Here is a 14,345-nt window from a genome sequence, read left to right as displayed (position 1 = left end):
TAGGTTTTTATACGAATATGTTAAATTTATTTTTTGTCTGCTAGTTTCGTTGTATAAGTGGGCTTCCTATAAGCTGGAAATGATGTTCTCTTGCAAAACATTGCAGAAAACTGTATTCTATAAATCGATGTTTACGACGAATAGAATTCATTTCAATAGATAGAAAGGGTTGTTGACAGATGGCAAACGAATTTCGTGTTTGCGATGATTGTCAGGCCGTTAACCTCAAGACCTTGATTCCCAAATTAAAAGAAATCGACCCGGACGCACCGATCGATATTGCGTGTCAATCCTATTGTGGTCCAGGACGCAAGAAGACATTCGCTTTTGTGAATAATCGTCCTGTAGCGGCGTTGACGGAAGAAGAACTGATGGAAAAAGTAATCAAGAAAATAAAGAAATAAAGGAAAACTTCCAGTGAGGGAGTTTTTTCTTTTCTGCTGAATAAAAAAATATAGGTTTGGCTCTTCTTGGAAAAGGAAACTAGTTAGAGGGTAGAGAATAAGTAGGGAAAGCGCAGGTTTTTGTCAAGCGTGCCAGAAAGCTGAAATTTTTCTGAAGGAAATGGAACGCTTGGCACCGATCATTCAGAAGCCAATTACCTATTTTTTTCGACAAAATTCGAGATGAATACCAGGATAAAAGTCGCTATAATAGAAATATGCTAGTTTAGGAAGAGGGTAGAAGATGGAGTATGCCAAGCAGAAATTACATGAAGAAAAAGTATTTAAAGACCCTGTTCATCGGTATGTTCATGTAAGGGATCGCGTGATTTGGGATTTGATTGGAACGAAAGAGTTTCAACGACTTCGCAGGATCAGACAGCTGGGAACCACTTACCTGACCTTTCATGGTGCCGAGCATAGCCGGTTCAATCATTCTCTTGGCGTGTATGAGATCATCCGACGAATCGTGGACGATGTCTTCGCAGGCAGACCGGAGTGGAATCAGGATGAGCGGTTATTGTCCCTTTGCGCTGCGCTATTGCATGATCTTGGGCATGGACCGTTCTCCCACTCCTTTGAAAAAGTGTTTCACCTGGATCACGAGCACTTCACTCAAGCCATCATCTTAGGGGATACAGAAGTGAATGAGGTTCTAACGAAAGTGGGTCCTGACTTTCCGAAGCATGTAGCGGAAGTGATAGCGAAGACGTATAAGAACAAGCTGGTTGTCAGCCTGATTTCAAGTCAAATCGATGCGGACCGAATGGATTATTTGCAGCGTGATGCTTATTTTACCGGAGTCAGCTACGGTCATTTCGATATGGAGCGAATTCTTCGTGTTATGAGACCCCGTGAGGACCAGGTAGTGATCAAACAGAGCGGAATGCATGCAGTGGAAGACTATATCATGAGCCGCTATCAGATGTATTGGCAGGTATATTTCCATCCGGTCACCCGGAGTGCTGAAGTGATTTTAACGAAGATCCTACATAGGGCGAAGGAGCTTCATGAAGAGTATTACTCTTTTAAGCAAAGCCCGATCCATTTTTACTCCCTGTTTGAAGAAGAGGTTTCACTCCAGGATTATTTAAAGCTGGATGAAGCGGTCATCATGTATTATTTTCAAATTTGGCAGGAAGAAGAGGATCCGATTTTACGGGACTTATGCGAGCGGTTCATGAACCGAAATTTATTTAAGTACGTGGAATTTGATCCGGCGAAGGAATATAAGAAGCACAGTGAGCTTGAAGTTCTGTTTAAAAAAGCGGGGATCGATCCTGACTATTATTTAGTGGTGGACTCATCTTCAGACCTTCCATACGATTTCTACAGACCAGGCGAGGAAGAAGAACGGCTCCCCATTCATCTGTTAATGAGGAATGATGAGCTGCGCGAGTTATCGAGGCAATCGGATATCGTCGATTCTATTTCCGGAAAACGCCGAACCGATCATAAATTATATTATCCAGTGGATTTACTATATGACGAATCAACAAAGAAAAATATTAAGAGACAAATACGTACGATTCTAGAACTAACATGACAACCGACACAATGAGGATCTACAGACGCAATACTAGGAGTAGGAGATGACGTACATTGTTGAAAGATCATGCAAAACTAATGAGTGCTTTCTTAGCCTCAGGTGAAGTGGTGGGAAGAAAAAAGCTTCAGAAGATGATATTCATCGCGAAGAAGCTTGAATTCCCGTTTCAGGAAAAATTTCAGTTCCATTTTTATGGACCATACTCGGAAGAGCTTACCCTAAGGGTTGAAGAGCTCTGCAATATGGGGTTCATCTCCGAGGTGAAGGAGAAAAAGGGTGGATATTATCAATATCGGTACACCGTCACCCAAGAAGGGGAAGATTTCCTGCAAATATATGAAAAAGAAATGCCCTGCTTAGAAGATTGCCTGACGGATATGAACGTTCAATCAGCACGCTTTCTTGAACTTGTTTCGACAGTATTATATTTTGATAGCCTTCCTAAAGAAGAAGTCGTGGAGAAAGTATTCACGCTTAAGAGCAAGCAGAAATATACAACAGAAGAAATCGACGAAGCCTTCACATACATTGAAGGATTAAAAATGAAAAAAATCGTCCAATAAAGGGCGTTTCATATGAATGGCGGGGATCACTCGAAATGGGTGATCCCCTTTTAAATGAACAAAAAAATCGTCACTCATGAGCGTAACGATTTTCATCACTTTATTTAGGTGTTTGATCCATTTTTTCTATAATCTGATCAAGCTTTTCTTCAATTTGTTTATCATGCTTCCACTGCTGGGTCCTTCGATTTCTAAAACTTTTCGCAACCATGAAAGCGACCACCACAATGGCTGCCAGGAAAGCCATCATGAACAATTGGAAGAGTACATCACCAGTATTTATGTCCATTTCACTCCATCCTCTCCATAGGGGTTTGGTATATCGTATTCATCAAAGTGAGGATTTACCCCTTTTTTACGTTTAAGTAGGCTTCATAGCCGAATGTGATGACCAGTCCGGTAAAGAAGGTGAAAGCTGAGGAAAAGAGGTCCCTGCCTAATATCAATGAAGACATATAGTTAACGAAGAGTAACCCCATATATGTATAGAATCCCAGTACGGCACTTTTGTTCCAGTTGGTCTTTTCTTTAGGGGACATGGGTTTGAAGAATTTCATATGAGCGCTCCTTCGTATAGAATACAATTTGAGCCTGCGATCGGTCTGATGGCAGGCTTGTTGTCCTTAATTCTTATTGATCACTGAGTCTCTTACCGCCGACTGCATAGTGACCTTTCGTCATTTCTTCAATGAAGACAACGATTTTTTCTTCAGGTGCTCCGGTTGTTTCGCTTACTGCTTCGGTTACTTTTTCGACGAGGGCGCGTTTCTGTTCTTCTGAACGGCCTTCGAGCATTTTTACGGTGATATAAGGCATTATGGTTCGCTCCTTGCATATGGATTTGGTACAATCTGTGGTAGGCATGATCGTTTAGCCCACCTTTTAAATGTAAAGGGTAGGGGATGTGAGAGCAAGCTTCTTATGGTGGGAAATTGGAATTGTTCTATAGAGTGGTCATGAAGGCAGGAATTTTTCTGTATACTATGGAATAAGAAAGTAAAACATTTTTTTAAAGGAGTACATACTTTGGATACATTTAGCTCTCTTTTTGAGTCCATTTCCGTCTTTCGGTTGGAAGAGCTTCCGTTTGTGGTGATTGCCCTGGTCATGGCCTTTACGGTTCATGAGTTTGCCCATGCATTTGTGGCATACAAATTTGGTGACACGACAGCGAAGGATCAGGGAAGGCTCACGTTAAATCCGATTCAACATCTGGATCCCCTGGGAACCATATTGATTTTAATTGCGGGGTTTGGCTGGGCGCGTCCTGTGCCGGTCATGAGATCCCGATTTAAAAACCCCCGTTTGGCAGGGGTATTAGTTTCAGTGGCAGGTCCGCTGAGTAATTTCTTACTAGCATTCATTGCATTTGGATTTTTTTATTTTTTTGTAGGAGTGACTGGTGGAGTCGGGGTTCCTCCCTTTGTCATCGATCTCCTGCAGATGATTGTGTATCTGAATGTGTTGTTATTTGTATTTAATCTGCTGCCGTTCCCCCCACTGGATGGGTACCGGATCATAGAGGATTTATCACCGAATCATATCAGGGCAAAAATGACTCAGTACGAACAGTATGGAGTCGTATTATTTCTGATCATCGTGATAACACCCCTTGATGAGTATACGATCTGGCCGCTGTTACAAGGCGGGATGACAGCAACAAACCAGGCTTTCAGTGCGATATTTACAACTGTTTTTTCAGTCTTTAGCTAAGAATGTCAATGAGAAGGAGTGAAGATACATGGAAAAGAAAAAGAACATAGGGTTCAATATCATCAAAAGTGATCCTACTGACGGCCACGGTGGCTATGGGGTAGGCTCATTAAGTCTTGATAATGTTTCCCCGGTGATGATTGATGTCGAAGAAGGGGAAGCGACGATTGAAATCGGAGCGATGCATGCCAGGAGCCCGATTGAAAAAGGGATTAAATTCACGAATAATCGGGAAGATTCAGCAGGCGGTAAGCCTTACTGGTTAATCTGGATAACCATCGACCGTATGGAAAATGGACCATACTACGCGGGTGTGACGGCTTGTGAGCTGGTCGTAAACCGTGAGAAGCGCAGAGGATACAAGTCCATGCCGGAGCATGTGAATAATATGGATAAATCGATTAAACGTAAAATTGTCCTCGATCAACTGGACGACAAATCGAAAGGGATTCTCACTGACTTCCTGAAGAAACATGATGAGGGTATGTGGGAACGCTCAAAAGGCGAACTAAAGGAAGCTTTAAAAGTTTAGAAACCTAGAAAAAACTTCTTTTGTGAACAAACTATGACATTTTTTTGAATATGTCGTTCACATCTTGCCCTTATGCTTGAAAAAAAGTACACTTAAATCACAGTTTGCACATAAACTAGGACATGAAAAACCACGGGTTCGCACAAACCCGTGGTTTTTCGTTTTTTTATAGAGATTTAGGGTTATTCTATCAAAAGATCCAATCCTTAACCTTTTCGTACCAAGGCTTATCTTCTTTTTTTGCTGGCACCTTTTCTTTTGGTGTTTCTTTTTCACCTAAATGTTCATGGCAGTACTCAGTAGGTTCGGTTCCTTTTACGAAATAAGTGAAGCGCTGGACGGGACAATCCTCTGTAGCAAGTAATCCGTTATGAGGATTCACGGCTACACCGACGACGCCTTTCGTCGGCTTGAAATTTTTGACGGGTTCATCTTTCAGGGCTTCCTCCATGAAATTCACCCAGAGTTTCTTGGCCAAATATTTATCGTCGACCAGGGAGATTTCTTTTTCTTTGTCATATCCGGTCCACACCCCTGCTGTGAGCTGAGGAGAGTAGCCGATCATCCAGTTATCTGTGTTGGTGGTACCTGATTTTCCGGCATAGGGACGGGTGGCGTCTTTCCGGATCTGGATCCCCGTTACCGTTGAGTAATCATTGAGCTTTGGATCAAATATACCACTCAGCATATGCGTCATGACATACGCTTGATCAGGGTCCAAAACTTGTTCTTTTTCAGATTTATTTTCGTAAATGACGTTACCGGACCAGTCTTCCACTCGAGTAATGAATACCGGTTTGACCCTATAGCCTCCGTTAGCGAAGATATTGTAAGCGTTGACCATATCGATGACTCTTGCCCCTGATGTACCGAGTGCAGAAGAAGGATACTTTTTTACCTTTGTCGTTAATCCAAAGGTATCCTGTGCTGTTTTCGTTAATGTATCTTGACCAATGAACAGGTGAGTCTTCACTGCGTACACATTATCTGAAAGAGCTATGGCCTGGGCGAGGGTGATGTCATCCCCAGCATATTTATTGTTGTAGTTGTGAGGTGTGTATTTCGCTTTGCCATCATCAAATGTGAATGAAGTCAGCTCACTTTTCATCGTTGTAGATGGGGTGAAGCCATGCTCCAGGGCAGAATAATACAGGAGCGGTTTAATCGTGGATCCAGGCTGACGAATGGCCTGAACCGCACGATTAAACGGGCTTTCCTCATAGCTTCTTCCTCCGACTAGCGCTGTTACATGACCGTTCTTTGGGTTCATTGATACAAATCCCAGCTGAATATCAGATTCATCAGGGATTTGTTCCTTCACGACTTTTTCTGCGACTTTTTGATGGTCGGGATGAAGGGTTGTATATACCTTCAGTCCGCCCATTTCAATGGTCCGCTCTTCGATGCCTAAGTCAGAGCGCAGAATACTTTTCACAACGTCTTGAAAATAAGGAGCCGTTTCTGCCTTATGGTGTGCATGCTCGCCTGTAATTTTGATGGGAGTCGCCTTAGAAATGGCCTGTTGTTCTTTAGTAATGAAGCCGTCCTCGGTCATGGACTTAAGGATCAGTTCCTGTCGCTTCTTGGCGTTCTCCATATTGGCGACGGGTGAATAGTACGTCGGTGCCTTCGGAATTCCCGCAAGCATTGAAGCTTCGGCTATGGTCAATTGGTTGGCGTCCTTACCGAAATAGTATTGACTTGCTGCCTGGACCCCGTAGGCTCCGTGGCCATAGTAGATGGTATTTAAATAGCCTTCCAGAATCTCTTTCTTCGAATAGTTCATTTCGATACGAATCGTATAGAGGGCTTCTGAGATCTTTCTTTTCCATGTCTTGTCATGGGATAAAAATAGATTACGAGCATACTGCTGGGAAATGGTACTGGCTCCTTGCACCTTTGCCATGGCTTTCAAGTCGGCAAGTGCTGCTCCCGCCATCCGTTTGATATCAAAGCCATAGTGCTGATAGAAGCTTTTGTCTTCAATGGAGATGGTCCCTTCGATGAGCGCAGGGGAGATTTCTTTCAGGCTCACCCAGTATCTTTTCTCTCCTGTATTCGTTTCCCCTATAACCGAACCGTCCTCACCGTAAAGCAAAGTGGATTGAGGCACGGCAAGCGGAGGGGGCCCCTGAATTTTAGCGTATATTAAAATTCCGATCAGCCCGGCAAGAATCAGGACCGAAACCAATAAACCTGCAACCACTGCCAATCTGGCATATTTTTTTGTTTTCTCCATCCGTGCCATCAGTTCCATACCTTCCCCACCTTCTCCTCCCGAGGTCCGCTCATCTTTAGGGACGGACCCTTAGTATGTATTGGACAATAGTAAACATCCTATATTATGTTTAGCGTATAGTATCAGTATGAAAAGTTTTGCGAGTTTTTAAACGTCAAAGATTTAGAAAAAAATTTCACTTGAAATTTTGCTAGATTCCACTATACTTTTTCTCATGTTTGTATTTATCATGATAGGGAAGGATAAAAATGACGTCTTTTGCGGACGTTTTTATAAATAAGAGTAAAGCCCGTTATGTCAGGCTTTAGCTTAACTAAGTGATCTATTTTGTCCTGAGATGAACGTGTGAAAACTCAAACTAGTGGTATATGATTTTTACAGAGAAGAACGGAAATTGCGGGAAAACCGATAAAAAACAAGAAGGGAAGTTGAAAAAATGAGTGGACTTTGGTACACAGAAAAACAAACAGAAAACTTCGGAATCACGATGAAAATCAAGAAGACTTTACATACAGAGCAAACGGATTTTCAATATCTTGAAATGGCAGAGACAGAAGAGTGGGGTAACATGCTATTTCTTGATGGAATGGTGATGACAAGCCAAAAAGACGAGTTCGTATATCACGAAATGGTAGCGCACGTGCCTTTATTCACGCACCCTAATCCTGAGAAGGTATTGGTTGTCGGTGGCGGAGACGGTGGCGTCATCCGTGAAGTGTTAAAGCACCCAAGCGTGAAGAAAGCGGTTCTTGTTGAAATCGACGGAAAAGTGATCGAGTACTCCAAGAAGTATCTTCCGGAAATTGCTGGAGAGCTGGAAAACGAGCGTGTTGACGTACAAGTGGACGATGGCTTCATGCACATCGCGAAAAGTGAAAATGAATATGACGTCATCATGGTTGACTCGACTGAGCCGGTCGGTCCAGCTGTAAACCTATTCACAAAAGGTTTCTATGCAGGAATTTCGAAAGCACTGAAAGAAGACGGAATCTTTGTCGCTCAATGTGATAACCCTTGGTTCAAAGCGGATCTTATTCGCCAGGTACAAAGCGATGTAAAGGAAATCTTCCCGATTACACGTCTGTACACAGCGAATATCCCGACATACCCAAGCGGCCTGTGGGCATTCACGATCGGTTCGAAAAAGCACGATCCAATCGAAGTGCCGGAAGACCGTTTCCATGACATCGAATCTAAGTACTACACACCAGAACTGCACAAAGCAGCATTCGCTCTGCCTAAATTCGTTAAAGACTTAACAAAATAAATTTGAGGGACGGACCTTAAAATTTATTGAAAATAGTTCAAATCCAACAGGGACGGACCTCGGGAGGTGCTATGCACCTCCTGGAGGTCCGTCCCTCTAAAAAGAGAGGTTGAAGAGTATGCGTTTTGATGAGGCTTATTCAGGTAATGTGTTTATCAAGAGTCACCCTTCGTATGAGGATAGCCAGGTGGTTCTTTATGGTATGCCGATGGATTGGACGGTAAGTTACCGCCCGGGATCCCGTTTTGGTCCGGCTCGTATCCGCGAGGTGTCGATCGGCTTGGAAGAGTATAGTGCGTACCTCGACCGTGAGCTTGAAGAAGTGAAATTCTTTGATGCCGGGGACATCCCATTGCCATTCGGTAACCCGCAGCGAAGCATCGATATGATTGAAGACTATATCGACGGTCTTCTAGGAGACGGGAAAATCCCATTTGGAATGGGTGGAGAGCACTTGGTCTCATGGCCGGTCATGAAAGCCGTCGCTAAGAAATACCCGGACCTTGCCATCATTCATATGGACGCTCACACGGATCTTCGTGAAGAGTATGAAGGAGAGCCATTATCCCACTCCACTCCGATCCGCAAGATCGCCGAGCATATCGGACCGAAGAATGTCTATTCATTCGGAATCCGTTCCGGAATGAAAGAAGAATTCCAATGGGCGAAAGAAAACGGCATGCACATTTCGAAATTTGAAGTACTAGAGCCATTGAAGGAAATTCTTCCGCAGCTGGCTGGTCGTCCAGTGTACGTGACGATTGATATCGATGTATTAGACCCTGCCCACGCTCCTGGTACAGGAACCGTGGATTGCGGAGGGATTACGTCTAAAGAATTACTGGCATCGATCCATGCGATCGCTCACTCTGACGTGAATGTAGTAGGTGCAGACCTTGTAGAAGTTGCTCCAATCTATGATCCGTCCGAGCAAACAGCCAATACAGCAAGTAAGCTGATTCGCGAAATGCTCCTTGGATGGGTAAAATAAATTCCCCAGGCCTCTTCTAAATGACAGAAGAGGCTTTTCTTTTACCATAAATCCGCTTACATCCACTCCGGAAGATGAAAACTCCCCGTGTTCCATTGCAATTTCCCACAATACTTCTTATACTTAATTAGTTAGAAGGAAGGGACGTCTAAAAGAGGGACGGACCTATCACTTGATCGGACCCTAAAATAGAAAAGGATGTGAGTGGTTTGACGGCAAAAACAGATTACACCCCTGTCAAAGTTCACTTGAAAACCAAAATCACAATAGGAGATGAAAGTGACTCTTTTGAACTGGTATCATTTGGTCGATACTACGAAAAAGGAGATGCCGTTTTCCTGAAGTACGATGAGGTGCAAGAGGAAGGAACCACCCATACGATTGTTAAAGTCTCGGATCAACAAGCTCTCATTCTCAGAAGCGGTGCAGTGAAAATGAGAATGGCCTTTAACGAACGGGAGGAACAAAATGGTTCTTATGAAAGCCAGATGGGTACTCTCTTACTTACAACCAAAACAAAGAAACTTTCACATACACAAAGTGACTCAATACTTGAAGGGGATTTCAACCTTTCTTACGAGTTAAAGATGCAAGACAGTCCAGTAGGGGATTATGTTATGTCCATTCACTATAAGGAGGAAGCATAGCGATATGAATATTGTCGAAAAAGTACAAGAAAACCTGAAATCCGAAATCAAAGCAGCGGTCCTGAAAGCGGGACTCGCAACAGAGGATCAGATCCCTGATGTGATTCTAGAAATTCCAAAAGAAAAATCACATGGTGATTACTCTACCAATATGGCGATGCAGCTTGCACGCGTAGCGAAAAAAGCGCCGCGCATGATTGCAGAGGACATTATGGCGAACTTCGACCAGTCCAAGGCATCCATCGAAAAAATGGAGATCGCGGGACCTGGATTCATTAACTTCTACATGAACAATGAATACCTGACCGACTTGATTCCATTGATTCTTGATCAAGACCAGCAATATGGTCAATCAAACGCTGGGAATGGGGAGAGAGTGAACGTGGAGTTTGTATCTGCCAACCCGACAGGCGACCTTCACCTTGGACATGCCCGTGGAGCGGCGGTTGGTGATTCCCTATGTAACGTTCTTGAAAAAGCAGGCTATAAAGTCACGCGTGAATACTACATCAATGATGCAGGAAATCAGATCCATAACCTGGCTATTTCAGTGGAGGCCCGTTATTTCCAAGCTCTTGGAGAAGACAAAGCGATGCCTGAAGATGGATATCACGGGGCGGACATCATCGGAATCGGGAAGAAACTGGCGGAAGAATTCGGTTCGAAATATGCGGAAGTAAGTGACGAAGAGCGCTACAAGTTCTTCCGTGAGTACGGACTGAAGATCGAAATGGCCAAGCTTCAAAAGGATCTGGAAATGTTCCGTGTGCCATTCAACGTGTGGTACTCTGAAACATCCCTCTACGAAAACGGAAAAATTGATGCTGCGTTAAAAACATTAAAAGACAATGGTCACGTTTATGAAGAAGACGGCGCGACTTGGTTCCGTTCGACTGAACTTGGGGATGACAAAGACCGTGTGCTCATCAAGAATGATGGAACGTACACATACTTGACTCCGGATATTTCCTATCACCAGGATAAATTCGAACGCGGACACGATGTGCTGATCAATATTTGGGGTGCTGACCACCACGGATACATCCCTCGTATGAAAGCGGCGATTGAAGCACTTGGCTTTGACCGTGAAAAATTAGAAGTAGAAGTGATTCAACTGGTTCACCTTTATAAAAATGGCGAGAAGATGAAGATGAGTAAGCGTACAGGTAAAGCAGTCACTTTACGTGAGCTTGTAGAAGAAGTCGGCCTGGATGCAGTACGTTATTTCTTTGCCATGAGAAGTGCTGATACGCATATGGACTTTGACCTGGACCTTGCTGTGTCTCAGTCAAACGAAAACCCTGTGTACTACGCTCAATATGCCCACGCGCGTATTTGCAGCATTCTTCGTCAAGCAGAAGAGCAGGGACTTGCTTCAGAAGATAAGATCGACTTAAAGCTGATCGGTACGGAAAAAGAAGTGGATTTACTGAAGAAATTAGGTGAATTCCCACAAATGGTCGCCGATGCTGCGGAGAAACGTACACCTCACCGTGTGGCGAACTACATTAACGACCTGGCATCAGCTTTCCACAGCTTCTACAATGCCAATAAGGTTCTTGATGAAGAAAACCGTGAACTTACAACGGCTCGTCTGGCTCTTGTAAAAGTGGTTCGAGTCACATTACAAAACGCTCTTGCATTAATCGGAGTTGCCGCTCCGGAAAAAATGTAATGACGATAGATGAAAAAGGTCCGTCCCTCGGGGTGGACCTTTTTCTTATATTTCTCCAGCTTTAACGTATAATAAAAGTAGACATATCGTTCAGGAGGATGTTATGAAAACAGTTATTTTAGCGATTGTGACCGGCTTCTTGGTTGGTTTTATTTTTGCTCTATTTAAACTTCCGATCCCTGCACCGCCTGCCTTGGCCGGGATTGCAGGAATTGTAGGCATTTATCTTGGATTTAAAGCCTTCACAGCGATTCAGCCTTGGATTGAATCGGTCTTTAAATAAAATTTACATAGGAATCGATTTCAGGAACCGGCAGCTTCCAATGCCCTTGAAAGTTACCGGTCCCTGGAATAAAAAAAGACGAACAATAGCGTGTTCATCTTTTTTGCCTTTACCATTCCAATGCCCCGCCACTAATCCGCTTCACTCCCCGGATCGATGAGAGATCCTCTATCAGCTTCAGCATGGCCAGATCCTTATGCTTTGCTTCAATCATAAAGTCAACGTCCTGATCAAACGCCTTGAGTGTTCTGAAAAACCCCTCAACGAAGCCCGCATCGACCAAATCAGCGTGAGAGCGGAATGCTTTTTCCGATTTCGGCGAGGAAATATGTATTTTGGGAACCAAATCTCTCTTATTCCATGTGGCAAAAATCGGTTCAAGATAATCTTCCAGAGGCTTCTCACTAAGGTTGGCCTCGTGATGATGGATATCGAGGACCATGGGGATGTTTTCTTTTAGACAAACACCTAATGTTTCTTCAACTGTATAGGTTTTGTCGTCATTCTCCAGAGTCATGATCTCTTTCACATCAGTCGGGAGGCTTTTCAAATTCTCATGAAAGCGTACCAGCGTTTCTTCCTTATCGCCATAGCTTCCACCGATATGAATGTTTATGACGGAGCTATCCTCAATCCCCATATATTCAAGCATCCGGTAATGATAAACCATATCCTTTACGGCGTTGTCAGTGACATGTTGCTTGGGACTGGTGAATAAAGTGAACTGATTGGGGTGAAAACTTGCCCTGATCCCAAAGTTCTTGATTAGATCCCCAAGCTCTTTCCATTCGTCTTTAAAGGGGGAATGGAAGTCCCATTCGACTTCGGGATGAGTGGCTAAAGGAACGAGTGAGCTTGATAGCCGGTACAATTCAATTTCGTGAGCTGCACAAAGATATAGAATGCGCTTTGTATGCGCCAGATTCAACCTCGTAACTTCTTTCAGGCGATCCATCCGTTCTTCTTTTGGCAGCTCTGTATATCGTTTGTAGGTCATGGTTTTGGCAGGGCTCGCGTCCCATAAGGAGAGGGAATTAGCAACGAACCCCAGTCTGACTTTCATGTGATATCCTCCTAAAGCAAGATTGAAATGGATGAAGCGACACGCTCTTTAATACGGGTGAGCAAGGAAACATTTGCAAGATCGCTTTCGCTCAGCATGTCGGATGCTTCCATATCTTTTGCCATTTCTTTTTTTAATGTATGGATAAATTCTTTGTCGTAAATAAGGTTGTTGATTTCAAGATTGATAAAGAAACTTCTTTTATCAAAATTGGCCGTGCCTAAATCACAGAAATAGTCGTCTACAATCATTACCTTGGCATGGTAAAATCCGTTCATAAATTGATACACCTTTGCCCCTTTAGCCAGTAGGGTTCTAAAGTAAGGGAACGCGGCCTCCTTTACCAACATATGATCGGCATTATTTGGAATGATGATCCTTACAATGACGCCCCGATCCAAGGCATCACATAGTGACTCCATTAAAATGGGGGTGGGGATGAAATAAGGAGTCCCGATGATGACTTCCTCCTTGGCTTCATCGATGAACTTACTGAAGAAATCCTCGATATTCACCCCTTCTGTCGGGAAAATCTGATGTGTAATGCTTCCTATTTCAGCCGGAGGAAAGTATTTCCTTTCGTCTTTCAGGTCCTTTTTCGTCCCCCTGAACCAATCGATGCAAAATTCTGTTTGTAAATCGTGAACACCTTCACCCTCTAAACGGAGATGATAATCCCTCCAAGGGGACAGCTCGGGTATGTCATTTTCATCAATATATTCTTTCCCGACGTTATAACCGCCCAAATACCCGATCACCCCGTCAATGACCGTGATCTTCCGGTGATTCCGCTGTTGGGAGGAGAAGAATAAGAAGGGGAGACTCACTTTTTGACAGAAGGCCACTTCCACACCGGCGTCACGCAGCATTCTCACTTTTGATTTAGGTACATTATGACTCCCGATCTGATCCATTAACAGGCGGACCTCTACGCCTTCTTTTGCTTTATCCTTCAATAATTCCATAAACCGTAAAGCAAAATGGTCATCTTGTACGATATAGAATAAAACATGAATGGAAGACTTGGCTTCTTTCATTTCTTTAAACATCTGATCAAAAAGCTCGGGACCTCTGGAAAATAATTTAATATTGCTATTTCGCTTTTCATAATCTCTTCGTGTCCGTGTCCGGATGAAACGACTTCTGCCCAGCTTAAAGTCGATCATTAACCAGCCTATGACTACAACTACTATGAACAGTAGGATGAACCACCACATATAATCACTCTCTCATCTGCATTGACATTAGTATGTCCTTAAATCTTATCTACTTTGCACTCTTTCTTTACCTTAAATGATTCCTATTGAAACCTGTAGGGGGTACAAAAAGTCCTGGTTACTTCCGACGAATGAATGACTATTCATGTAAAGGTTTTCATTT

16 protein-coding genes are annotated in these 14,345 nt (G+C 43.4%); 10 read left to right on the top strand and 6 right to left on the bottom strand.

The window, feature by feature from the left end; all coding sequences use genetic code 11:
- The first annotated feature begins 179 nt into the window (after nt 1–179).
- The 3 genes from ACQKFO_RS15795 (at nt 180) to ACQKFO_RS15785 (ending at nt 2,555) form a co-directional block, all read left to right on the top strand.
- On the top strand, nt 180–404 hold the full coding sequence (locus ACQKFO_RS15795) for a DUF1450 domain-containing protein (RefSeq protein WP_034765044.1): 225 nt from the start codon (nt 180–182) through the stop codon (nt 402–404).
- 283 nt (nt 405–687) lie between these two features.
- Nucleotides 688–1,989, top strand: a complete 1,302-nt coding sequence (locus ACQKFO_RS15790) for an HD domain-containing protein (protein WP_148970660.1) — start codon at nt 688–690, stop codon at nt 1,987–1,989.
- Nucleotides 1,990–2,045: 56 nt separating this feature from the next.
- Nucleotides 2,046–2,555: a YwgA family protein gene (locus tag ACQKFO_RS15785; RefSeq protein WP_427599885.1), complete on the top strand. Its 510-nt coding sequence runs from the start codon at nt 2,046–2,048 to the stop codon at nt 2,553–2,555.
- Nucleotides 2,556–2,655: 100 nt separating this feature from the next.
- Here ACQKFO_RS15785 and ACQKFO_RS15780 read toward each other — a convergent pair whose 3' ends face one another.
- From ACQKFO_RS15780 to ACQKFO_RS15770, 3 genes are all read right to left on the bottom strand, one after another.
- The gene (locus ACQKFO_RS15780; protein WP_427599884.1) at nt 2,656–2,844 is read right to left on the bottom strand and encodes a DUF4083 family protein; all 189 of its coding nucleotides are present in this window, start codon (nt 2,842–2,844) and stop codon (nt 2,656–2,658) included.
- Between the two features lie 55 nt (nt 2,845–2,899).
- On the bottom strand, nt 2,900–3,112 hold the full coding sequence (locus ACQKFO_RS15775; RefSeq protein WP_427599883.1) for a hypothetical protein: 213 nt from the start codon (nt 3,110–3,112) through the stop codon (nt 2,900–2,902).
- Between the two features lie 73 nt (nt 3,113–3,185).
- On the bottom strand, nt 3,186–3,371 hold the full coding sequence (locus tag ACQKFO_RS15770) for a 2-hydroxymuconate tautomerase (protein ID WP_034765056.1): 186 nt from the start codon (nt 3,369–3,371) through the stop codon (nt 3,186–3,188).
- 291 nt (nt 3,372–3,662) lie between these two features.
- Here ACQKFO_RS15770 and ACQKFO_RS15765 point away from each other — a divergent pair, with 291 nt between their 5' ends.
- Nucleotides 3,663–4,268, top strand: a complete 606-nt coding sequence (locus ACQKFO_RS15765; RefSeq protein WP_113969431.1) for a site-2 protease family protein — start codon at nt 3,663–3,665, stop codon at nt 4,266–4,268.
- A 28-nt stretch (nt 4,269–4,296) separates the two neighbouring features.
- The gene (locus ACQKFO_RS15760; protein WP_427599882.1) at nt 4,297–4,800 is read left to right on the top strand and encodes a YwhD family protein; all 504 of its coding nucleotides are present in this window, start codon (nt 4,297–4,299) and stop codon (nt 4,798–4,800) included.
- 190 nt (nt 4,801–4,990) lie between these two features.
- Here the strand turns inward: ACQKFO_RS15760 and ACQKFO_RS15755 are convergent, their stop codons facing one another.
- On the bottom strand, nt 4,991–7,057 hold the full coding sequence (locus ACQKFO_RS15755) for a transglycosylase domain-containing protein (protein WP_427599881.1): 2,067 nt from the start codon (nt 7,055–7,057) through the stop codon (nt 4,991–4,993).
- Nucleotides 7,058–7,475: 418 nt separating this feature from the next.
- Here ACQKFO_RS15755 and speE point away from each other — a divergent pair, with 418 nt between their 5' ends.
- The 5 genes from speE (at nt 7,476) to ACQKFO_RS15730 (ending at nt 11,902) form a co-directional block, all read left to right on the top strand.
- Nucleotides 7,476–8,306, top strand: coding sequence for a spermidine synthase (speE, locus tag ACQKFO_RS15750; RefSeq protein ID WP_044340587.1), 831 nt, complete (start codon nt 7,476–7,478; stop codon nt 8,304–8,306).
- Nucleotides 8,307–8,424: 118 nt separating this feature from the next.
- The gene (speB, locus tag ACQKFO_RS15745) at nt 8,425–9,297 is read left to right on the top strand and encodes an agmatinase (RefSeq protein ID WP_044340586.1); all 873 of its coding nucleotides are present in this window, start codon (nt 8,425–8,427) and stop codon (nt 9,295–9,297) included.
- Between the two features lie 209 nt (nt 9,298–9,506).
- Nucleotides 9,507–9,944 carry a DUF1934 domain-containing protein gene (locus ACQKFO_RS15740; RefSeq protein WP_427599880.1) on the top strand — a complete coding sequence of 146 codons (438 nt, stop codon included), beginning with the start codon at nt 9,507–9,509 and terminating at the stop codon, nt 9,942–9,944.
- Nucleotides 9,945–9,948: 4 nt separating this feature from the next.
- Nucleotides 9,949–11,619 (top strand): arginine--tRNA ligase, encoded by a 1,671-nt coding sequence (argS, locus tag ACQKFO_RS15735; RefSeq protein WP_427599879.1) that lies wholly within the window; start codon nt 9,949–9,951, stop codon nt 11,617–11,619.
- A 103-nt stretch (nt 11,620–11,722) separates the two neighbouring features.
- Complete coding sequence (locus ACQKFO_RS15730; protein ID WP_148970668.1) at nt 11,723–11,902, top strand: XapX domain-containing protein; 180 nt, start codon at nt 11,723–11,725, stop codon at nt 11,900–11,902.
- 109 nt (nt 11,903–12,011) lie between these two features.
- On the opposite strand, the gene uvsE is transcribed toward ACQKFO_RS15730, so the two are convergent.
- On the bottom strand, nt 12,012–12,965 hold the full coding sequence (uvsE, locus tag ACQKFO_RS15725) for a UV DNA damage repair endonuclease UvsE (RefSeq protein ID WP_427599878.1): 954 nt from the start codon (nt 12,963–12,965) through the stop codon (nt 12,012–12,014).
- An 11-nt stretch (nt 12,966–12,976) separates the two neighbouring features.
- Nucleotides 12,977–14,182: a cardiolipin synthase gene (gene cls, locus ACQKFO_RS15720; protein ID WP_427599877.1), complete on the bottom strand. Its 1,206-nt coding sequence runs from the start codon at nt 14,180–14,182 to the stop codon at nt 12,977–12,979.
- Nucleotides 14,183–14,345 lie beyond the last annotated feature (163 nt).

Source organism: Rossellomorea sp. NPDC071047 (assembly GCF_050270195.1).
In the GTDB taxonomy this organism is placed as follows: Bacteria; Bacillota; Bacilli; order Bacillales; family Bacillaceae_B; genus Rossellomorea.
The sequence above is the reverse complement of the archived record's forward strand: the minus strand, read 5'-3'. Positions and strand labels throughout refer to the sequence as shown.

Excerpts from the sequence above, each read along its gene's own strand:
- ACQKFO_RS15755 (WP_427599881.1), bottom strand. The coding sequence starts at position 7,057 with ATGGAACTGATGGCACGGATGGAGAAAACAAAAAAATATGCCAGATTG.
- speB (WP_044340586.1), top strand. The coding sequence starts at position 8,425 with ATGCGTTTTGATGAGGCTTATTCAGGTAATGTGTTTATCAAGAGTCAC.
- ACQKFO_RS15730 (WP_148970668.1), top strand. The coding sequence starts at position 11,723 with ATGAAAACAGTTATTTTAGCGATTGTGACCGGCTTCTTGGTTGGTTTT.
- ACQKFO_RS15770 (WP_034765056.1), bottom strand. The coding sequence starts at position 3,371 with ATGCCTTATATCACCGTAAAAATGCTCGAAGGCCGTTCAGAAGAACAG.
- ACQKFO_RS15780 (WP_427599884.1), bottom strand. The coding sequence starts at position 2,844 with ATGGACATAAATACTGGTGATGTACTCTTCCAATTGTTCATGATGGCT.
- ACQKFO_RS15760 (WP_427599882.1), top strand. The coding sequence starts at position 4,297 with ATGGAAAAGAAAAAGAACATAGGGTTCAATATCATCAAAAGTGATCCT.
- speE (WP_044340587.1), top strand. The coding sequence starts at position 7,476 with ATGAGTGGACTTTGGTACACAGAAAAACAAACAGAAAACTTCGGAATC.
- uvsE (WP_427599878.1), bottom strand. The coding sequence starts at position 12,965 with ATGAAAGTCAGACTGGGGTTCGTTGCTAATTCCCTCTCCTTATGGGAC.
- ACQKFO_RS15765 (WP_113969431.1), top strand. The coding sequence starts at position 3,663 with ATGGCCTTTACGGTTCATGAGTTTGCCCATGCATTTGTGGCATACAAA.
- argS (WP_427599879.1), top strand. The coding sequence starts at position 9,949 with ATGAATATTGTCGAAAAAGTACAAGAAAACCTGAAATCCGAAATCAAA.
- cls (WP_427599877.1), bottom strand. The coding sequence starts at position 14,182 with ATGTGGTGGTTCATCCTACTGTTCATAGTAGTTGTAGTCATAGGCTGG.
- ACQKFO_RS15775 (WP_427599883.1), bottom strand. The coding sequence starts at position 3,112 with ATGAAATTCTTCAAACCCATGTCCCCTAAAGAAAAGACCAACTGGAAC.
- ACQKFO_RS15790 (WP_148970660.1), top strand. The coding sequence starts at position 688 with ATGGAGTATGCCAAGCAGAAATTACATGAAGAAAAAGTATTTAAAGAC.
- ACQKFO_RS15795 (WP_034765044.1), top strand. The coding sequence starts at position 180 with ATGGCAAACGAATTTCGTGTTTGCGATGATTGTCAGGCCGTTAACCTC.